The organism is Nonomuraea typhae, from assembly GCF_009760925.1.
Lineage (GTDB): Bacteria > Actinomycetota > Actinomycetes > Streptosporangiales > Streptosporangiaceae > Nonomuraea > Nonomuraea typhae.
On record NZ_VRLV01000001.1, the window covers coordinates 1,217,283 to 1,237,493 of the forward strand.

Annotated in this window: 17 protein-coding genes and 1 riboswitch; of the genes, 3 read left to right on the plus strand and 14 right to left on the minus strand. The window is 71.2% G+C overall.

Going from position 1 to position 20,211, the window contains the following annotated elements:
- Positions 1 to 36 precede the first annotated feature (36 nt).
- From FVE25_RS05655 to FVE25_RS05685, 7 genes are all read right to left on the minus strand, one after another.
- Positions 37 to 1,035, minus strand: a complete 999-nt coding sequence (locus tag FVE25_RS05655; protein ID WP_157245263.1) for a LacI family DNA-binding transcriptional regulator — start codon at positions 1,033 to 1,035, stop codon at positions 37 to 39.
- On the minus strand, positions 1,016 to 2,383 hold the full coding sequence (locus FVE25_RS05660; protein ID WP_157245264.1) for a GH1 family beta-glucosidase: 1,368 nt from the start codon (positions 2,381 to 2,383) through the stop codon (positions 1,016 to 1,018). Before FVE25_RS05660 ends, FVE25_RS05655 begins: the two co-directional genes overlap by 20 nt.
- Positions 2,380 to 3,204, minus strand: coding sequence for a carbohydrate ABC transporter permease (locus FVE25_RS05665; protein ID WP_157245265.1), 825 nt, complete (start codon positions 3,202 to 3,204; stop codon positions 2,380 to 2,382). Before FVE25_RS05665 ends, FVE25_RS05660 begins: the two co-directional genes overlap by 4 nt.
- On the minus strand, positions 3,201 to 4,175 hold the full coding sequence (locus FVE25_RS05670) for a carbohydrate ABC transporter permease (protein WP_157245537.1): 975 nt from the start codon (positions 4,173 to 4,175) through the stop codon (positions 3,201 to 3,203). The genes FVE25_RS05665 and FVE25_RS05670 overlap by 4 nt, the downstream gene beginning before the upstream one ends.
- A gap of 2 nt (positions 4,176 to 4,177) precedes the next feature.
- Positions 4,178 to 5,479 carry an ABC transporter substrate-binding protein gene (locus tag FVE25_RS05675; RefSeq protein WP_246266635.1) on the minus strand — a complete coding sequence of 434 codons (1,302 nt, stop codon included), beginning with the start codon at positions 5,477 to 5,479 and terminating at the stop codon, positions 4,178 to 4,180.
- 883 nt (positions 5,480 to 6,362) lie between these two features.
- Positions 6,363 to 7,046 carry a CHAP domain-containing protein gene (locus FVE25_RS05680; RefSeq protein ID WP_157245266.1) on the minus strand — a complete coding sequence of 228 codons (684 nt, stop codon included), beginning with the start codon at positions 7,044 to 7,046 and terminating at the stop codon, positions 6,363 to 6,365.
- A gap of 13 nt (positions 7,047 to 7,059) precedes the next feature.
- Positions 7,060 to 7,196, minus strand: a riboswitch (cyclic di-AMP (ydaO/yuaA leader).
- Positions 7,197 to 7,349: 153 nt separating this feature from the next.
- Positions 7,350 to 8,174, minus strand: a complete 825-nt coding sequence (locus FVE25_RS05685) for an aldo/keto reductase (RefSeq protein WP_181019455.1) — start codon at positions 8,172 to 8,174, stop codon at positions 7,350 to 7,352.
- 84 nt (positions 8,175 to 8,258) lie between these two features.
- Between FVE25_RS05685 and FVE25_RS05690 the strand changes: the two genes are divergently transcribed.
- The gene (locus FVE25_RS05690) at positions 8,259 to 9,179 is read left to right on the plus strand and encodes a hypothetical protein (protein WP_246266637.1); all 921 of its coding nucleotides are present in this window, start codon (positions 8,259 to 8,261) and stop codon (positions 9,177 to 9,179) included.
- An 11-nt stretch (positions 9,180 to 9,190) separates the two neighbouring features.
- Positions 9,191 to 10,348: a DUF6716 putative glycosyltransferase gene (locus FVE25_RS05695; protein ID WP_246266639.1), complete on the plus strand. Its 1,158-nt coding sequence runs from the start codon at positions 9,191 to 9,193 to the stop codon at positions 10,346 to 10,348.
- Here FVE25_RS05695 and FVE25_RS05700 read toward each other — a convergent pair.
- The 6 genes from FVE25_RS05700 to FVE25_RS05725 are packed head-to-tail and all read right to left on the minus strand — an operon-like array spanning position 10,345 to position 17,809.
- Complete coding sequence (locus FVE25_RS05700; protein WP_157245269.1) at positions 10,345 to 11,283, minus strand: FkbM family methyltransferase; 939 nt, start codon at positions 11,281 to 11,283, stop codon at positions 10,345 to 10,347. The two genes, FVE25_RS05695 and FVE25_RS05700, sit on opposite strands and share 4 nt — an antisense overlap.
- 44 nt (positions 11,284 to 11,327) lie before the next feature.
- Positions 11,328 to 12,569 carry a polysialyltransferase family glycosyltransferase gene (locus FVE25_RS05705; protein WP_157245270.1) on the minus strand — a complete coding sequence of 414 codons (1,242 nt, stop codon included), beginning with the start codon at positions 12,567 to 12,569 and terminating at the stop codon, positions 11,328 to 11,330.
- Positions 12,570 to 12,609: 40 nt separating this feature from the next.
- Positions 12,610 to 13,578, minus strand: coding sequence for a glycosyltransferase family 2 protein (locus FVE25_RS05710; protein ID WP_157245271.1), 969 nt, complete (start codon positions 13,576 to 13,578; stop codon positions 12,610 to 12,612).
- Positions 13,579 to 13,586: 8 nt separating this feature from the next.
- Positions 13,587 to 15,635, minus strand: a complete 2,049-nt coding sequence (locus FVE25_RS05715; protein WP_157245272.1) for an N-acetylneuraminate synthase family protein — start codon at positions 15,633 to 15,635, stop codon at positions 13,587 to 13,589.
- Positions 15,636 to 15,695: 60 nt separating this feature from the next.
- On the minus strand, positions 15,696 to 16,361 hold the full coding sequence (locus FVE25_RS05720; protein ID WP_157245273.1) for a response regulator: 666 nt from the start codon (positions 16,359 to 16,361) through the stop codon (positions 15,696 to 15,698).
- Positions 16,358 to 17,809 carry a sensor histidine kinase gene (locus tag FVE25_RS05725; protein WP_157245274.1) on the minus strand — a complete coding sequence of 484 codons (1,452 nt, stop codon included), beginning with the start codon at positions 17,807 to 17,809 and terminating at the stop codon, positions 16,358 to 16,360. Before FVE25_RS05725 ends, FVE25_RS05720 begins: the two co-directional genes overlap by 4 nt.
- 102 nt (positions 17,810 to 17,911) lie before the next feature.
- Here FVE25_RS05725 and FVE25_RS05730 point away from each other — a divergent pair, with 102 nt between their 5' ends.
- Positions 17,912 to 19,240, plus strand: coding sequence for a cation:dicarboxylate symporter family transporter (locus FVE25_RS05730; RefSeq protein WP_157245275.1), 1,329 nt, complete (start codon positions 17,912 to 17,914; stop codon positions 19,238 to 19,240).
- A gap of 3 nt (positions 19,241 to 19,243) precedes the next feature.
- Here FVE25_RS05730 and FVE25_RS05735 read toward each other — a convergent pair whose 3' ends face one another.
- A complete protein-coding gene (locus tag FVE25_RS05735; RefSeq protein ID WP_157245276.1) occupies positions 19,244 to 20,038 on the minus strand; it encodes an SAM-dependent methyltransferase in 795 nt (264 codons plus the stop codon).
- Positions 20,039 to 20,211: the final 173 nt, after the last annotated feature.

The window sequence follows — 20,211 nt, forward strand, 5'->3', positions numbered from 1 at the left end:
TTCATCACATGATGGGGGAACGGCCGTCACAGCCGGTCAGGCCGACGCCCGCCGTACCAGATGGGTGTCGAGGATGACCACCGGCTGGCGGAGCTCTTCGCCGTTGATGCGGGCCACGAGCAGCCGGGCCATCTGGCGGCCCATCAGCTCGGTCGGCTGGTGCACGGTGGTCAGCGGCGGGTCGGTGTGCAGGGCGGCCTTGGAGTCCTCGAAGCCGACCACCGCCACCTCGCCGGGCACCGCCCGCCCGGCCGCCTTGAGCTCGCGCAGCGCGCCCACGGCCATGAGGTCGGAGGCGGCGAAGACCGCGTCGAGCCCCGGGTGCTCGGCCAGCAGCCCGCGCATCGCCGCCGCGCCGCTGTCCTCGGAGAAGTCGCCGTAGGCCACCAGGCCGGGGGCGCCGGAGGCGAGCAGCGCGTCGTGGTAGCCGGCCAGCCGGTCCACGCCCACGCCCATGTCCTGGGGGCCGGCGATGGTGGCGATCCGGCGGCGGCCGGCGCTCAGCAGGTGCCGGACCGCCTGGCGGGCGCCGCCGCGGTTGTCCATGTCCACGTAGCTGTAGGGGTCGAGGCCGACCGGACGGCCGCCGAGCACGGTGGGCACGCCCATCGCCTCGAGGCGGCCGGGCAGCGGGTCGGCGCCGTGCAGCGACAGCAGCAGCACGCCGTCGACGTGCTGGCCGGTGAGGTAGTGCTCGAGCCGGTCGTGCTCCTCCTGAGACTGCGCCATGGCCAGGATGAGCTGCAGGCCCGTCTCGGCCAGCGCCGAGCCGATGCCGCGGATGGTGCCGGCGAAGTACGGCTCGTCGAAGACCCGCAGCTCCGACTCCGACACCACCAGCGCGACCGTGTCGGTGCGCCGGGTGACGAGCGTGCGGGCGGCCCGGTTGGGAACGTAGCCGAGCTCCTCGATGGCCTGGCGCACGGCGGCGCGGGCCTTGGCGCTGACGTTGGGCGAGCCGTTGATGACCCTCGACACCGTGCCACGGCCCACCCCGGCGCGGACGGCGACGGCTTCAAGAGTCGGTCGGTTCATGGCGTTTATTCTGCCGGATGATCTCGGCGTACCAGAGTGCGCTGTCCTTGGGCAGCCGCCGCTGGGTGGCGAAGTCGACGTGGACGAGCCCGAACCGCTTGCCGTACCCCCACGCCCATTCGAAGTTGTCCAGAAGCGACCAGGCGAAGTACCCCTGCAGGGGGATGCCGAGCCGGATCGCGGACAGGCACGCGGCCAGGTGGTCGCGCAGGTAGGCCACGCGGCCGGGGTCGTGAACGCGGTCGCCGGCGACGACGTCGGGGAAGGCGGCCCCGTTCTCGGCGACCACCATCGGGATCGGCCGGTAGTCGAAGGCCACCCGGGTCAGCACCTCCACCAGGCCGGAGGCGTCGATCTCCCAGCCCATCTCGGTGACCGGGCGCCCGCCGGAGACGAACGAGACGTGCTCGCTGCCGACCCAGGGCGAGGCGGTGACGGTGGGGGCGGCGACGGCCGAGGCCGGTCCCGGGCGGGAGGAGACGGTGAAGCGGCTGTAGTAGTTGACGAGGAGGAGGTCGATGGGCTGACAGATGACCGCCAGGTCCCGGCATTTCATGAAATCCAGCTCCATGCGCAGGTCGTCCAGGACGTCCTCGGGGTAGCCGCCCTTCAGCATCGGGTCGAGGAAGAAGCGGTTCTGCAGCCCGTCGATCCGGCGGGCGGCGTCGTGGTCGTCCCCGGTGGCGGGCGTGATCGCGTAGAGGTTCACGCAGCCGCCCACCCGCGACGGCTTGATCGCCTGTACGGCCAGCCCGTGCGCCAGGTTGAGGTGGTGCGCCGCCCGCACCGCGCCGGCCGGATCCCGGCGGCCCGGCGCGTGCTCACCCGAGGCGTGGCCCAGGAAGGCGGCGCACCACGGCTCGTTGACCGTCGCCCACGTGTGCACGCGGTCCTTGAGCGCCTCGTGCACGGCCGCCGCGTAGTCGGCGAAGCGGTAGGCGGTGTCGCGCTCCGGCCAGCCGCCCTTGTCCTCCAGCGCCTGCGGCAGATCCCAGTGGTAGAGCGTCAGCCAGGGCTGGATGCCGTGGGCCAGCAGCTCGTCGGTGAGGCGGCGGTAGAAGTCCAGGCCCTTCTGGCGGATCGCGCCCGTGCCGTCCGGCTGCACGCGCGGCCAGGAGACGGAGAAGCGGTAGGCGGTCAGCCCCAGCTCGGCCATGAGCCGCACGTCGTCGCGGTAGCGGTGGTAGTGGTCGGCGCTCACGTCCGCGTGGTGGCCGCCGACCACCCGGCCGGGCGTGCGCGAGAAGGTGTCCCAGATGGAGACGCCGCGCAGGCCGGCCGCGCCCTCGACCTGGTGCGCCGAGGTCGCCGCGCCCCACACGAAGTCCGCCGGGAATCGATCCGTCATGCCTTGACCGCGCCTTCCATGAGCCCGCCCACGATCTGGCGGCCGAACAGGACGAACACCACGAACAGCGGCAGCACTGAGGCGGCCGTGCCGGTGAACACCATCACGTAGTCGGTGCCGTGCGCCGAGTTGAGCGCCGCGATCGAGGTCTGCACGACAGGGTTGTCCGGGTCGAGCACGATCAGCGGCCACAGGAACTCGTTCCACGTCTGCATGAACACCAGCAGCGCCAGCACCGCCATGCCCGGCCGCAGCGCGGGCAGCACGACCCGCCAGTAGATGCCGAGCGTGGCCGCGCCGTCCACGCGCGCCGCCTCCACCAGCTCGCCGGGTACGGCCTGCGTCGCGTACTGCGTCATCATGAACACGCCGAACCCGTTGACCAGGAACGGCAGGATCACCGCCTGGAGCTGCCCGGTCCAGCCGAGCGCGACCATCAGCTCATACAGCGGGACCACGCCCATCTGCTGCAGCGGCACCATCATCGTCACCAGAATCAGCCCGAGCAGCGCCCGCGCCCCGGGGAAGCGCAGCCGGGCGAAGGCGAACCCGGCCAGCGTCGAGATCGCCACCACCGACGCCGTCACCGTGCCCGCCACGATCGCCGAGTTGACCAGGCCGGTCAGGAAGTGCGCGTCCTCGGCGGCCAGCAGGCGGCGCACGTTCTCGCCGAGCAGGCCGCCGGGCAGCAGCGGCGGCGGGGTGTCCAGCGCGTCCTCGTTGGACCGCGTGGCCATGACGAACATGTAGTAGATCGGGAAGGCCGACAGCACGAGCGCCACCGCCAGCCCCGCCCTCGTCAGCACGGTCGCCTTGGTCATCGGATCCGCCTCGTGAACAGGTAGTTGACCAGCGTGCCGAGCAGGATCAGCACGAACAGCAGCCACGCGGCCGCCGCCGCGTACCCCATGTCGAAGTCGCGGAATGCCTCCTTGACCACGAACATCGCCACCGTCTGGTACTGGCCGGTCGTGCCGCCGGTCATCATCGGATTGCCCTCGAACATGACCGGCTCGGCGAAGAGCGTCAGGCCGCCGATCGTGGAGACGAACACCACGAAGACGAGCGTGGGCCGCAGCATCGGCACGGTGATGCGCCAGAACTGCCGGCGCGAGGAGGCTCCGTCCATCGCCGCAGCCTCATACAGCTCGCGCGGGATCGTCTGCATCGCGGCCAGCAGGATGATCGCGTTGTAGCCGGTCCAGCGCCAGTCGACCATCACGGCGATGGCGATCCAGGCCGACCACTTCTCGTTCTGCCAGGTGACCGGGCCGGCGCCGGTCAGCCCGAGCACCCAGTTGACCAGCCCGTAGTCGCGGGCGAACAGCTGGCTGAACACGACCGCGACCGCCACCACCGAGGTGACCAGCGGCAGCAGCACGCCCAGCCGTAGGAGCAGCCGCCCTCTGAGCCGCTTGTGGAGCGCGCCGGCCAGCAGCAGGGCCAGCAGCACCTGCGGGATCGTGGCCAGGACGAACATGCCCGCCGTATTGCCCACGGCGTTCCAGAACGCGGCGTCGGCGACCAGCTCGGCGTAGTTGCCCAGGCCCAGCCAGGCCCTGTCCCCGGCCAGTTCCCAGTCGTGCAGCGAGATCCACAACGTGTAGCCGAGGGGGAAGGCGCCGAAGACCGCGAACAGCAGGTAGTAGGGCGAGACCAGGACGTACGGCATGCCGCGCAGGTCGAAGCGGGACCACCGGCCCCCCTGGGAGGCGGGCTCCCGCGCCGGCGGCCGCTGCCCGGAGGACGGGCGCGGCCGCGCGGGCGGCTGGTGAGCGAGGCGCACGGACATGCTCAGCCCGCGGCCTTCACACCGGCGGCCACGAACCTCGCCCACGCCTCCTCGTACGGCACCGCCCCCTGGTCCATGCCCTCGATGACCTTCTCGACCGCGGTCTTCACCTGGGCGTGCTTCTCACCCAGGAAGACCGGCAGCAGATCCTTGACCGAGGCGGAGAAGATCCGCCCCGTGGGCGCGTCGCTGAAGTAAGCGTTCGTCAGCCCCGTGACCTTGGGATCCCGCTGGGCGGGCAGCGAACTCGGGAAGGCGCCCGCCTCCTCGAAGGCCATGACGTGCCCGTCCTTGCCGGTCAGGAAGTCGAGGACCCGCGCCGCCTCCCTGGGATGCCTGCTCTGCCTGGGCACGGCCAGCCAGGATCCTCCCCAGTTGCCCGAGCCGCCCGGCACCGCCGCGACATCCCACTTGCCCTGGCCGGCCGGGCCCGCCTTGCCCTCGATGACGCCGAGCATCCACGACGGGCAGCCCATCGTCGCGAACCCGCCGCCCTTGATGGCCTTGTCCCAGGCCGGGCTCCACGCCTGCAGCTTGGCGGTCATCCCGGCCTTGCTGAACGCCTGCACCCGGTCGAACGCGGTCCTGATCGCCGGATTGCTCTCCAGGACGAGTTGATCGCCCTTGTCGAAGTAGGCGACGTTGCCGTGCTTGGGGGCCTCCTGGCTGAGGATGACGTTGTAGAGGGTGTTCGGGCCGTCGATGAACTTCGCGCCGGTCCCGGCGGCCTCGAACCTCTTGCCGACCTCCAGGTAGGCGTTCCAGTCGGGCCACAGCCTGCCGACCTCCTCCCGCGCGGTGGGCAGGCCGGCCTTCTCGAACAGGTCCCTGCGGTAGCACATGGTCATGCCGCCGATGTCGGTGCCCAGGGCGAACAGCTTGCCGTCGGCGTTGACACCCGCCTCCCACTTGGCCGCCGGGAAGTCGGCCTTGCGGTTCTGCAGGCCGTACTGGCCGAGGTCGGTGAAGAACTGGGGCCGGGCGGCCATCAGGCCCATGGCGCCCTCGTCCACGGCCACCACGTCGGCGGCGCCGCTGCCCGCCTGCAGGCGCTGGAGGAGCTGGGGGAGGTAGACGTCCTCGAAGCGGTCGGTCAGGTTCTGGTAGACGACCCGGATGTCGGGGTGGGCGGCGTTCCAGGAGGCGACGGCCTGGTCGTAGCCGAAGTTCTCGCCGCCGCCGAAGGTGTGCACGGTGATCGTGATCGGCGCGGGCTTGGCGGGGGTCTGGGGTGTGGCGGTGGTGCCGCAGGCGGCCAGGGCGGCGGTCATGATCACGGCGGTGGTCGGACGCGTGGGCTTCATCGGGTGCGCCTCTGGGTGGGGGATGGTGTGGGAGCACATCTGGGAGCGCTCCCACACAGGGTGCATCGGGCGGCCCTGGTCGTCAACGGTGTGAGGCGTAACCGTTACATTCCGCTGGATTTTTCAGGATTTTGAAGGACAAAGCCGTCTGGACGGCTCTGGGAGCGCTCCCGTGGGATGTTCTACGCGAAACCGGGTGTTGATTTCGCGGCTGAAGTGGAGGGTGTTACGCGTGTTACTCGAGTGGCGGGATATCACGAAGTGATTACGGCCTGGCAAATTCGTGGGCCGGATAAAGGGTCGGCAGAAACCCGAGAGTTTCACCGGGAACCGGCGAGGGGGCGGTGGCGGAGAACGGGGAACCCGGAGTGGGAGTGGTGGAGGGGAGGGAGGGGCGGAGCCGGGAGGGGCGGAGCCGGAGGGGCGGAGCTGGGAGGTGCAGCCGGAGGGGTGCAGCCGGAGGGACGGAGCTGGAGGGGCGGATCCGGAGGGGCGGAGCGGGGAGGTGGAGCCAGAGGGGTGCAGCCGGAGGGGTGAAGCGGGAAGGTGGAGCGGGAAGGGCCGAGCCGGGAAGGCGGAGCCCGGAGGGGCGGTTCCCGGGGTTTGGCGCCGGGTCGGCGAGGGGGTGTGCGGCGGGGTCCGGCGCAACGTGGTCGGCGGGAGGCCGGGGGGACTGGCCAAGGGGGCGTCGTGGCGGTGAGAACGCTGTCCGACGTGAGAAGCGCCCGACGATCGGCGCCCGCCCGCCGCGGCGGGAGGCGGGGGCGGCGGCCTGCCGTAAAAGACCCTGATGCGCACCGCGGCGGGAAAGGCGAACGGCGCGCCCGAGGGGAGCGGGCGCGCCGTTCAGGGAGAGGAGAGGAGAAGGAGATAAGAGGAGCACTCAGGCCGAGTAGTCCGGGTAGCCGTAGCCGACGACCTGGGAGGTGGGGCGGGTGCGTTCTTCCACCTTGCCGTTGCCGGTGTTGCCCTCGACGGTGGTGATGGTGCCGTTGCCGTTGTCCTTGATGACGAAGCCCACGTGCTGGATGGCGTCGAGGTTCTTCCGGCCCTTCCAGGAGAAGAAGACGACCGCGCCGGGCTTGGGGGCGGCGCCCCAGCGGCTGTTGTTCTTGAACCACCTGGCGTAGGTGACGGTGTAGGCGTCCCAGCCGACGGTGGAGCGGGCGCCCATCTCCTCGCCGACCCAGCTGACGAACATCGCGCACCACGCGGCGTTCAGGTAGCCCTGGCGGTCGCCGCCGTCGCGCTTGATGGTTTCGGCGGCGCGGGGGGAGTCCATGTACCACTTCTGGAACTTGGTGCCGCCGCCCTTGGCGTTCTCGCTGGTGCCGATCTGCTTCTTGGCCAGGGCCAGGAGCTGGGCGGCGGTGGGCTTGGGGCGGTCCTCGGCGGACTTCTTGCCGGCGTCGGCCGGCGGGGCGAGCCGCTGCTGCGCGGGGGCGGCCTCGGGGACGGAGGACGCCTGGGCGGGGCAGGCGGCGAAGGCCGTTGCGGCGATGGTCGCGCCGAGAGCGGCGCGGGTCAGCGTAGCCTTGGGGGCACGGGTAAGACGATGACTGGCCATCGGGTGGGGTAACTCCTTGCTTCCATGCCGCTTACCGGGTTAGCTGACGGGTTCGGGCGTGGAAGCTGCCCTACGGCGCGGGTGCGCCGATTCACCCCAAGGACCTGGGTCCCCGGTTCCGCGAGGGTGCGGATTCAGCGGTCACAGGCAAAGCCTGTGATGTCGTGTGCGATGGTCTGGCAACGAACGGGTAGCCCGGACGTATGCCGTGGATGGCCCGAAGGTAATACATGGGGCAAGGAAATTACAAACCCATAAATGATCTGGCAAGGCTTGGTGCGGCCAAAAGGCCGCACCAGCCGGTCATCCCATCCAGTTAAAATTTGCCGGATCGGGGCCCAGCCGAGTGCTGGTGTTCATGGCTCCGATGGCGGCCATGTCCTCCGGGTCGAGGGTGAACCCGAAGACGTCGATGTTCTCCTTGATCCGGGCCGGCGTGACCGACTTGGGGATCACCACGTTGCCGAGCTGGATGTGCCAGCGGAGCACGATCTGAGCGGGCGATTTGCCGTGTTTTCCGGCCAATGTGGCGAGGGCGGGCTCGTTCAGGAGGCCCTTGCCCTGGCCCAGCGGGCTCCAGGCTTCGGTGAGGATGCCGTTCGCCTCGTGGAAGGCGCGCAGCTCGGCCTGCTGGAAGTGCGGGTGCAGCTCGACCTGGTTGATCGACGGGGTGATCTCGGTCTCGTTCATCAGCCGGGTGAGGGCGCCGACCGTGAAGTTAGAGACCCCGATGGCGCGGGCACGACCGTCCCGGTAGATCTTTTCCAGAGCCGTCCAGGCCTGGGGGTATTTGTCCTGTGAGGGGACGGGCCAGTGGATGAGATAGAGGTCGAGATAGTCCAGGCCCAGCCGGGCCAGGCTCTCGTCGAATGCCTGCTCCGCCCTGTGGTGGTCGGAGTTCCAGAGCTTGGTCGTGATGAACACCTTCTCCCGCGGCAGCCCGGAGGCGCGGAAGGCCCGGCCGACCCCCTCCTCGTTGTAGTAGAGCCTGGCGGTGTCGATATGGCGGTAGCCGACCTGGAATGCCGTGGTCACCGAGCGCTCGGCCTCGTCGTCGGGCACCTGCCAGACGCCGAAACCCAGCTGCGGGATCTGCACACCGTCGGTGTTGAGCAGCAGCGAGTTCATGCTGCCCATTGTTCATATGCCGTTCCCTGCCGGTTTAGGCGACCGGGCTAGCTTGAACCCGTCGTGAAGAAGCAATGGGCTTGGGTGGAATCGCCGCTCCAGATGCTCTGCGCCGTCGAGGCCCATCATGCCGGGCTGCTCGGTGAGCGCACGGTCATCGTGCCGAGGGCGCGCCAGCGTGCGCTGGTGGCGACGCGGCGCGAGCTGGCCGGGCTCGACCTGCCCGACGGGCTGGAGCTGGCCAGGCCCAGCGAGAAGATGCCGCGGCCGGTCCAGGTCGTGGGGGACGCCTTCTCCGGGCGGGTGCAGCTGCGCTGGCTGACCTCCAGGCCGGGACACATCGTCATCGTCGACGACGGCCTGGCGACGCTCCGGCTGCTGGAGCTGCTGGCGGCGGGGCCGTACCGGCCGTTGCTGCGCGCCCGGCACAAGGCGGGGACGCTGCGCAAGGTGCTCGGGGCGGCGACGGCGCTGCGGCTGGCGGGGGCCAAGGCGTCGGTCTTCACCGCGCTGCCCGTCAAGGACGAGCTGGCCACGGCGGTCCGGGGGCGCGGCTTCGAGCTGGTCTCCCACGAGTTCGACTGGTTGCGCGCGCAGCCCCTGCGCTCGCCCATCCCCGCCGAGCGCACGGTCGTGCTCGGCACCTCGCTGGTGCGCAACGGGCTCGTGCACCGCGAGCGGTATCTGCGCTGGCTGACCGAGCTGGCGGCCAGCGAGCCCGTCGCCTACTTCCCCCACCGGCGCGAGGACCCCGTGGACGTGGCGGAGATCCGGGAGCGCCCCGGCATCACCGTGCACGACGCCGGCGTCCCCGCCGAGCTCACGCTCCGGGGCCTGGACTCCGGCCACCGCGTGCTGAGCCTGCCCTCGACCGCGATCACCTCGCTGCGCGTGCTGCTCGGCACCCGGGGGGTTGCGGTCGAACCGGTCGAGGTGCCGGACGACTGGTGGACAAGCCGGGCAGAACCGGCGCTTCGCTCACATCTGACGGGGGTTGCCGGGTGAGGATCCTGGCTGTGGCCGACTCTGACTCATATCTGAAGTGGGCGGCCTGCCTGCTCGCCGACCTGCCCGCGGACTGGGAGCGCGAGCTCGCCGTGGTGCGCACGCCGATCGTGCCCTCGCCGCTGCAGATCGCCGCCGCAGTCGGAGAAGGGCCCCTGCCGCCGGTGCTGTCCGCGCGCTCGCTCAGGCGTACGGCGCAGCGCACGAAACCCGACGTGATCGTCGTGGCGTGCACCGGGCCGGTGGTGGACGTGCTGGTCGCCGAGGTACTGGACGAGGTGCGGCCCAGGCCCGTCTTCGTCACCGGCCTGCCCGGCATCTCGGTCCCGGCCACCGACAAGGCGTGGTTGTTCCGCAGCGGCTGCGACCTGTTCGTCGTGCACAGCGAACGGGAGGTGGCCGAGTTCGGCGAGGTGGCCGGCCGGCTGGGCGGAGGCGGCCTGCTGGGCCTGGCCCGCCTGCCGTTCCTGCGCGGCCCGGTGCCGCCCGGCTTCGAGCCCGACGGCCGCGAGCGCGACCGGGTGGTCTTCGCCACCCAGGCCAAGGTCCCGCGCGCTCGGGAGGAGCGCGAGCAGGTGCTGCTGGCCCTGGCCAAGCTGGCCGAGCGGCGGCCCGACCTCGACGTGGTGGTCAAGCTGCGCGCCCTGGACGGCGAGCGGCAGACCCACAACGAACGCCACCCCTACCAGCGGCTCTGGCAGGACCTCGGCGAGCCGGGCCGGTTGCGGTTCGCGGCCGGGTCGATGGACGAGCACCTGTCGCTGGCGGCCGGCTTCGTGACGGTCAGCTCGACCGCGGCGCTGGAGGCGATCGACCGGGACGTGCCGCTGCTGGTGCTGGAGGACTTCGGGGTCAGCGCCGAGATGATCAACCTGGTCTTCGCCGGCAGCGGGCTCCTCGGCACGCTCGACGACCTGGCCGACGGCGTCTTCCGCGCCCCGGAGCAGGAGTGGCGGGCGGCCAACTACTTCCACCCGGCCGCGGCCAGCACCTGGGTGTCCCGGCTCGGCGAGCTCCTGGGCGGCGAGCGGCCGCCGCCGCGCTCGCTCCTGGACGGGCCCGTGCACGCGGCGGCCCGCCGCCGGGCCCGGCTCCGGGTGGAGGTGCCGCCCGAGGTGCTGCGCCTCGGCTACAAGACCAAGCGCAGGCTCGCTCGCGTCCTGCGCTAGCCGGCCAGGTGCGGGCGCAGCGCCTCGAGGTGCTCGGTACGGCCGGCGGCGACGACGTTGGAGCGGTAGAGGCCGACGGCGCCCGGCCGGTCGAAGTAGGCGCGCTCACACGGCACGAGGGCGTTGCGCAGCTCGTCGATCAGGTAGACGTGCGGGTAGCGCGCGTAGACCAGATCGAGCAGCTCGCCGGTGTCGAAACCGCAGTTGGCCTGGAGCTCGGGGTGCAGCTCGAACAACAGCGCGGGCCGGGCCGCCAGCGTCTCGGCGGCCCCCCGGAGCACGAACCCCTCGTACCCCTCCACGTCGATCTTGATCAGGTCGGCCCCCTGGCCGTCCAGGTAGGCGTCGAGCGTCGTCATGGGCACCGTGACCGACTGCCCGCCCGGCCCGGCGTTGCGGGCGTCGGCCGAGTGCTTGCCGGACTGCTCGGCCGACAGATGCAGCTCGAGCGTGCCCTGCGCCGCTCCGACGGCCACGGCCGCCACCTCGACCCGTCCGGCCAGGCCGTTGCGCTCGACGTTGGCCCGCAGGTGGCCGAGGTTCTCCGGCACCGGCTCGAAGGCCAGCAGCCGGCCCGACGGCATCCGGGCGCCGCCCGCGCAGGCGTAGACGCCGATGTTGGCGCCCACGTCCACGACCGTCCCGCCGAGCCCGGCGAGCTTCTCGAAGAGCGAGACCTCGAACTCCTCGTAGTAGCCGCCGGAGATCGACGGCATGATCGTGTTGTCCCATGCCGGGCCGCTCAGGCGCACGCCCCGGTACGCCACGACGGCGCCCGGGGCCACACCCATGCGGAAGACGCGATGGTAGAGGACGTTGACCAGCGGCAGCCTGCGCACGCTGCGCCCGCGCAGCAGCGTCCTGGCCACCCGGCTGCGGTTGGCGGCGCGGGCGGCACGCATGATCCCCACCGCCAGCCGGCGACGTAAGCTCATGATCGGCCAGCCTGTCACACAGGCAGGCCGCTTGTCAGGAAATCTCAGGACAGTGCGCGGCTCAGCCTCCGCTTGAGCCGCGACAGCGGGCTCGGCTGCTCCGACCCCGGCAGCAGGTCGAGCGCCGCCAGCCGCTGCTTCTTGAAGTAGCGGCCGCTGCCGTGCGCGCCGATGAACTCCGCCGCGTGCGGGCGCAGGTCCGGATGCGCGTCCGGCTGCATGCAGTACCCCACCGCGCGCACCACGTCCGCCAGCGGCGGCCGCCCGTCACACAGCAGCGCGTCGACGATCGTGGCCGGCACGCGGTTGCTGTTCTCGTACGGCGTGAGCCGCTCCAGCACCAGCTCGGTGCCGAAGGCGGCGGCCGGCAGCCCGTAGAAGTGCCGCGCGCTGACCAGCCCGGTCGAGAAGCAGCCGACGACCAGCTCCGGCCGCAGCGCGGCGAAGCACACCTCGGCCGGGACGCTCTCGTCGGCCACCGACAGCTTCACGCCCAGCGGCTCGGCCGCGGCCCGCAGCAGCCGGGCGTGCCGCCGCCCGGCGGCCGGGTGCGGCTTGAAGACCACATTGGTGTGACCGAGGTCGGCCAGGGCGCGCAGCATCGACTCGTGCAGCGCCGCCTCCTCCTGCGGGGTGAGGATCTCCAGCGCCGACAGGTACTGCCCGAGGAGCATCGCCTGCCCGGCCAGCATGTCCGGGGCGGTCCCGGCCACCTGGGTGACCACCTCGAGGAACGCCTCGTCGGAGATGGTCGAGGCGGGCACGCCGTACTCACTGAGCAGCATCGGCGTCAGGCCCGGCACCAGGTCCAGGTGGAGCAGGCGGGTGATGCGGCGGAAGATCTCGGCGGGCAGCGGGTCGCGGGTGGGGCCGTAGCTCATCAGCCCGTCGGCGTAGACGGTGATGGGGCAGTCGCGGATCAGGCCGGCGATCGTGCGCGCGGGCGCGACCGCGATCGACTCCAGCACCAGCTCCGCGACCTCGTCGAGGCCGAGCCAGGTGCGCAGCAGCCGCTCCAGCATCGGCACCTCGATGACCCGCGCCTTCCACGCCGACGGGTGCAGCGGCGCGATCAGGTCGTTCCACGACACCACCTCGTCGAAGCGGGAGCGCAGCACCGCGAAGCCCGGCATGCGGTCCAGCGGCAGCGCCACCTCGGGCACCGCCGCGTTGTTGGAGACCAGCAGCATGCGCCGGCCCTCGCGCGGGCCGAACGCCCCCTCGTCGATCGCCGCGGCCAGCGACATCGCGCCGTAGAGCGTGGAGGCGTAGAACACCTGGGTCATGAGGCCCCCCTCGTCGGCCGCACGACCTCGGCACGCTCGGTCATGTGAGCTCCTCCCGGTCCCGGCGCAGGCGCACGGACCTGCCGGGCAGTTCTGGGACAAGCGCGCGCAGCACTTCCTCGCGCTCGACGGACATCCGCGCGACCGACTCGGCCACGAGGTCGGCGGGCAGCCCGCGCACCATGGCGGCGCCGCGCTCGGTGAAGCGGGCGCGCAGGTCCGGGGTGAAGCGGTCGGCCAGCTCCAGATGGTGGGCGAGGAGGGCGCAGAAGTTGCGCACCGCCTTGCCGAGATACTGCGGTTCGAGGTCCTTGAAGACCAGGTCGAAGGCGTCGAAGAAGTGCAGCTGACGCTCGTCGCCCACCTGGGTGAGCGAGCCGCTGACCAGCCGCCGGTAGAAGACGCCGGCCATGGAGACCACCGCGAACGTGGCGGCCTCCCGGTGCAGGCGCCAGATCCACGGCCGGTCCTCGGCGGTGTGCAGCGAGCCGGGGAAGTGCAGCAGGTCGCGCAGCGAGCGCCGGTAGATCCCGGCCCAGGCGTACGGGTAGTCGACCATTGTCTTGACCTCGGCGGGAAGGATCGCGCTGCGGGGATCGAGCACCATGCCCCTGCGCGCCCAGGGGGCGCGGTGCACGACCCGCTTGCGGTCCTCGACCTGCACGTGGTCGGCGCGCACGAAGTCGCAGCCCAGGGAGTCGATCGCGCTGACCAGCTCGGCCAGGTACCCCGGGGCCAGCCAGTCGTCGCCGTCGAGGAACGTGACGTAGCGCCCGGAGGCCGCGGCCAGCCCGGCGTTGCGGGCGTCGGCCAGCCCCACCGGCGTCAGGTGCCGGATCACCGACAGCCCCGGCACCGCCGCGTCCTCGACGATGGCGCCCGTGCCGTCCACGGAGCCGTCGTCGACCAGGATGAACTCGAAGTCCGGCCGGGCGTTGCGGGCCAGCGAGGCGAGGGCGTCGGCGATGTACGCCTCGCCGTCGCGGACCGGCACGATCACCGAGAGCATCGCCCCCATCAGACGGTGACGCGGCGCAGCCGGGCCTTGGGGGCCTCCTCACCGGGGAAGACGCGCTTGACGCCGTCGCCCAGAGCCTGCTCGATGATCCGGATGTCGCGCACCAGGTGCTCCAGGCCCGACGGCTCCAGGGAGGCGGCGTGGTCGGAGCCCCACATGGTCCGGTCGAGCGTGATGTGCCGCTCCACGGCCACCGCGCCGAGCGTGACCGCGGCCAGCGAGATCTGCAGGCCGCGCTCGTGGCCGGAGTACCCGACGGGCACGCCGTACCGCTGCTTGAGGGTGGTGATCGTGCGGAGGTTGGCCTCCTCGGGCGGCAGCGGGTAGGTCGAGGTGGCGTGCATGATGACGAGCTTGCCGGTGCCGAGGATCTCGACCGCCTCGTCGATCTCGCTCAGCGTGGACATGCCGGTGGACAGGATCATCGGCTTGCCCGTGGCGGCCAGGGCGCGCAGCAGCTCGTGGTCGGCGACGCTGGCCGAGGCGATCTTGTGGACCGGGACGTTCATCTCCTCCAGGAACTCCACGGAGGGCACGTCCCACGGCGAGGCGAACCACTGGATGCCGCGCTCGTCGCAGTACTTGGAGATCTGGGCGTACTCGTCGTGGCCGAACTCGGTCCGCTCCTTGTACTCCAGGTAGGTCATCTCGCCCCACGGCGTCTGCCGGATCTGCGAGCGCTGCTCGACCGGCACGCAGATCGACGGGGTCCGCTTCTGGAACTTCACCGCCTGGCAACCGGCGTCGGCGGCCACGTCGATGAGCTGGCGGGCCAGGTCGAGATCGCCGTTGTGGTTGATGCCGATCTCGCCGATCACGTACACCGGCTGGTCGTCGCCGACCATGACGTCCCCGATCGCGACCGGGGTGGTGGCCAGCCGCAGCGCCGCGCGGGGCTGCGACGGCTCGGCCGCGGGCTCGGGGCGCGCCGCCGACACCCGGTCACACAGCTCGCGTACGGCTCCCGCCCCGCCCGCCCTGGTGAGCACGACCCGCGCCGCGGCCCGGACCTTGGGGTGCGCGTCGGGCACCGCGATCGGCCAGCCGACCAGGCCCATGGGACCGAGGTCGTTGACGTCGTTGCCCACATAGGCGACGCGGGCGGGATCGAGGCCCTCGATGGCCAGCCAGTCGCGCAGCACGGTCGCCTTCTCGGCCAGGCCCTGCAGCACCGGCACGCCGAGCTTGCGGGCCCGGGCGGCCACGACCGGGTTGTGCTCGGTGGACATCACCAGCACCTTGACCCCGGAGCGGCGCAGCAGCGAGATGCCCATGCCGTCCGACCGGCTGACCAGGACCATCTCGCGGCCCTCGGAGTCGACGTAGGCGCGGTCGTCGGTGTGCACGCCGTCGAAGTCGGTGATGACCGCGTCCACGTCGATCGGTTCCGGCGCGTCCACGAAGGGGGCGAGCGCGCGCACGATCTCCAGGTCCGCGGGGGTGTCCACCTCGACCGCGTGGGTGGGGGAGACCGGCTGGACGGCGACCTCGCCGAAGAAGCGGTGGCCGTGCTCGCGCAGCCCGGAGGCGCGCATCACGTAGAAGGCGCCGGTCTCGCGGTACTGCGGGTCGAGCTCCTGGCGGGGCAGGCGGACCGAGCGGTCGTGGTTGATGCCGACGCCCGCGGCGTCCCACAGGAACTCGTGGGTGGCGGTGGCGGAGAAGACCGCGTCGGCCGTGCCGTCCAGCACCTTGGCGATGGCCGCGTCGAGGTCGGCCGGGTCGATGAAGGCGCTGGTGCACTGGACCAGCAGCACGACCTCCGGCTCACCCTCGCCCGCGTCGAGCGCGTGAAGCACCGCTGACTCGCTGGAGGCGCTGGGGCCGCTCAGCTCGGCCGGGCGGTCCACGACCTCGGCCCCGGCCTCGCGTGCGGCCGTCGCGATCCCGTCATGGTCGGTGCTGACCACGACCCGGTCGATCAGCTCCGCCCGGACGCAGGCCCGGACGGCTCTGGTGACCAGCGGGATCCCGCCCACCGGAGCGAGGTTCTTCAGGGGTACGCCCACAGAACCTCCGCGGGCGGGAATGACGGCCAGGACTCGCAAGGTGACTCCTCGAAATGGGTAGGTGCCACCCGAAGCTAGGCCCCGGAATTGAACCCTCGATTAACTGCGGGGTGTCATCCGGTAGAGAAGTTCTGGCCTTCCGACAGCTCCGTACTGCGGCAGCCGTACCGCTGATCCGATTTCCACCAGATACTCCAGGTATCTGCGGGCGGTCACCCGGGACATTCCGGTGGCCGAACCCACTGCCTGCGCGGACATGCCCGCTTCTGCCGAACGCAGCTTCGCCGCGATCGCGTCCAGGGTGTCCTGTTGCATGCCCTTGGGCAGACTCGAACTGCCGCGCAGCGTTCCCAGCACGCGATCTACGTCGCCTTGGCCGATGATTTGCCCGGCGTCTTCGCGAAATCTTGCGTACCTCTTGAGTTTCTCCTGAAGGGCGGAGAAGGTGAACGGCTTGAGAAGGTACTGCGAGATGCCGAGCGAGACCGCCGAGCGCACCATCGCCAGGTCGCGCGCGGAGGTCACGGCGATGACGTCGCACATCAGCCCGCCCGCGCGGACGGCCCGGCAGACCTCCAGGCCGTGCATGTCGGGCAGGTAGAGGTCGAGCAGGATGAGGTCCACCGGAGTGCCGCGCAGGAACCGCAGGGCCTCGCCCCCCGAGCGCACCACGCCGGCCACCGTGAAGCCGGGCACCCGCTCGACGTAGATGCGGTTGGCCTCGGCGGTGATCTCCTCGTCCTCGACGACCAGGACGGAGATCACGGCAGCCGCACCGTGAAGGCCGAGCCGTCCACCTCGATGCGCCCGCCCAGGCGGCGCACCGCCTGGCCCACCAGCGCCAGCCCGAGGCCCCGGCCGTCGCCCTTGGTCGTCCACCCCTTGCCGAAGGCGCCCGGGTCGGGCAGCCCCGGCCCGTCGTCGCTGACCCGGATCAGGGTCCCGTCCGGCTCCGTGCGCACCACCACCTCCACCCGCGAGGCCACCTCGATGGCGTTGTCCAGCAGATTGCCGACGATCGTCACGAGATCGCGCGGGGCCACGTCCACGTCGTCGAGCCGGCTGTCCTCGCTGATCACCAGCTCGACGCCGCGCTCGCCCGCCTGCGCGCTCTTGCCCAGCAGCAGCGCCGCCAGCACCGGCTCGCGCACCGAGCCCACGACCCGGTCGGTCAGCTGCTGGGCCGAGCGCAGCTCCGCCGTGCCGAAGGCCACCGCCTGCTCGGTCCGCCCCAGCTCGACCAGCGTGATCACCGTGTGCAGGCGGTTGGCCGCCTCGTGCGCCGCCGCGCGCAGCGACTCGGCGAACCCGCGCTCGGCGTCGAGCTGACCGGCCAGCGCCTGCAGCTCGGTGCGATCGCGCACGGTCACCACCTGGCCCAGCTCACTGGGCGTGCTGCTGACCTGCAGCACCCGGTCGCCGACGACGTGCACGCGGTCGTCGCCCAGCTCCGGCGCGGGCCGCCCCTCGGCGTCCGGCGGCAGGGCCAGCAGCGTGCGGGCGGCGTCGTTGCACAGCGTCAGCGTCCCGTCCCTGCCCACGAGCAGCAGCCCTTCCCGTACGGCGTGCAGGACGGCCTCGTGGTGGGCATGGATGCGCCCGAGCTCCACCGGCCCGAGGCCGTGGGTCTGGCGGCGCAGCCGTACCGTCACCAGCCAGGTGCCGGCGCCGCCGGCGGCCAGCGCGAGCAGGGCGACCAGCGAGCCCCACATGAGCTGGTCGTACAGGCGGGCGGTGATGCGGTTGACCGTGATGCCCGCGCTGACCAGGGCCGTGACCCGGCCGTCGCGCACGACGGGGGAGACGGCGCGCATGGAGTCGCCCAGCGTGCCCTTGTAGGTCTCGGTGAACGTCTCGCCGCGCTGCGCCGGTTCGATGTGGCCCAGGAAGCGTTTGCCGATCTCCTTGGGATTCGGATGGGTGTAGCGGATGCCGTCCGCGTTCATGATGGTCACGAAGTCGACGCCCGTCGCGTGGCGCACCCCCTCGGCGTAGGGCTGCAGCGGGATCGTCGGGTTCTTCACGGTGAGGCCGGACAGGACCTCGGGAGAGGCCGCCACGGTCTTCGCGACCGCCACGGCCGTGCTCGCCGCCTCGTCGTTGAGCAGTTCGTGCGCCTGCACCAGCGCGAGCACGCTCCCGCCCGTCACGGTGACGGTGACCACCGCCAGCTGCAGCAGGAGCATCTGACCTGCCAGGCTCCAGCGCCGCATCGGGGCCCTCCCGGTTTACGTAATGAACGAAATCGTGACCTGGGTCACTCTGCAGCGCATATTCGCACAACCAGAACCTGCCTCCAAAGCCGGAGACCTCCCATGCGTGATCGAACTCGCTACCTCTACCTGGCCGTCATCGTGGCGGTGCTGCTCGGCATCGCCGTCGGCTTCATCTGGCCGGATGCCGGCAAGGCGCTCAAACCCCTGGGCACGGGCTTCGTCAACCTGATCAAGATGATGATCAGCCCGATCATCTTCTGCACGATCGTGCTGGGCGTGGGCTCGGTGACCAAGGCGGCCAAGGTCGGCAGGGTCGGCGGCCTGGCGCTGGGCTACTTCATCGCCATGTCCACCGTCGCCCTCGTCATCGGCCTGGTCGTGGGCAACCTGCTGGACCCGGGCGCCGGGCTGCAGATCACCGACGCCGCCCGGCAGGCGGCGGGGGAGGAGGCGGCCAAGGGCGGGGAGGCGAGCACGGTGGACTTCCTGCTGGGGATCATCCCGGCCACGCTCGTGTCGGCCTTCACCGAGGGCCAGGTGCTCCAGACGCTGCTGGTGGCGCTGCTGTGCGGCTTCGCCCTGCAGGCGATGGGCGCCAAGGCGGCACCCATCCTCAACGGCATCGGGCACATCCAGCGGCTCGTGTTCCGCGTCCTGGCCATGATCATGTGGGCCGCGCCGGTGGGCGCCTTCGGCGCGATCGCCGCGGTGGTCGGCTCGACCGGGATCAAGGCGCTGCAGTCGCTGGCCGTCATCATGATCGGCTTCTACGTCACCTGCCTGCTCTTCGTCGGCCTGGTGCTCGGGCCGCTGCTGTGGCTGGTCGCCCGGATCAACCTGTGGTCGCTGCTGCGCTACCTCGGCCGGGAGTTCCTGCTGATCCTGTCCACCTCGTCCTCGGAGTCGGCGCTGCCGCGCCTCATCGCGAAGATGGAGCACCTGGGCGTCAGCCGTCCGGTCGTGGGCATCACGGTGCCCACCGGATACTCCTTCAACCTGGACGGCACCGCCATCTATCTGACGATGGCCACGCTCTTCGTCGCCTCGGCCACCGGGGCGCCCCTGGGGCTTGGGGAGCAGATCTCGCTGCTGCTGTTCATGATCATCGCCTCGAAGGGCGCGGCGGGCGTCACCGGGGCGGGCCTGGCCACGCTCGCGGGCGGGCTGCAGTCGCACCGGCCGGAGCTGGTGGACGGGGTCGGCCTCATCGTGGGCATCGACCGCTTCATGTCCGAGGCGCGGGCGCTGACGAACTTCGCCGGCAACGCGGTGGCGACCGTGCTGGTGGGCACCTGGACCAAGGAGTTCGACCGGGACCGTGCCCAGGAGGTGCTGGCCGGGCGGGCGCCGTTCGACGAGGCCACGCTGCTGGACGAGGACGGGGACGGGGGCAAGCCGAGGCCCAAGGAGATGGCGCCGGTCGGCTGAGGCTCACCAGGGTTTGCGGCCGATGCCCGCGTACCCCATCCTGGCCGGATCCACATCCGGGACCATCGTGTCCTCCGGGCCGGTGAACGGCCACGCGGTGTCCAGGCCCGGCGGGAGGAGCTCGAAGTCGCCGAAGAACGACTCGATCTCCGCGCCGGGCCCAGGGTCAAAAGATGCGCCGGCGCTGCGGTAGAGCTCGATGGTACGGCCGGCCCGCTCGTCGGCGCCGATGTGGGTCAGCGCGAGGAAGCTGCCCGGCGCCAGCGCCTCCCGGTAGTCGCGGACGAAGTCACGGGGATCGCCGGAGTCCGGGATCAGATGCAGGAAGAACAGCATGAGCACCGCGACCGGCCGGTCGAAGTCGATGAGCGCCCGCACCTCCGGGTCCTGCAGCACACGCTCGGGGGCGCGGGCGTCGGCCTCCAGCATCAGCACGCGCCCGGGGTCGGCCAGCAGCGCCCGGCCGTGCGCGCACACGGCGGGGTCGTTGTCGACGTAGACCACTTTGGACTCGGGTGCGTGACGGTGGGCCACCTCGTGCACGTTCTCCCGCGCCGGCAGCCCGGAGCCGAGGTCGATGAACTGCCTGATCCCCTGCTCGACGAGGTAACGCACGACCCGGCCGAGAAACAGCCGGTTCTGCTGCGCCCCCTCACGCGCCTTGGGCAGGACGTTCAGCACCATGTCGGCTAACTCCCTGTCGGCGGGGAAGTTGTCCGTCCCGCCGAGGAAGTAGTCGTACATCCGGGCCGCGTTCGGGACCCTCGGGTCGACGCCCTGGGGAGCCTGATCGGTCATCCCCACATGATCCCGGCTCGGAAGCGTTGTTTCCAGAGGTTTCCCGATGTTTGTTTGGTACTATCTGCGTGCTCTCGAGATCGCCGTGAGCTGGCGTTACTTCTTCGCAAACGATTTCGCGTTTGCGCAGGTCAGGGTGAAGGCGTAAACCGATGGGCGGCGAGTTACGCCGA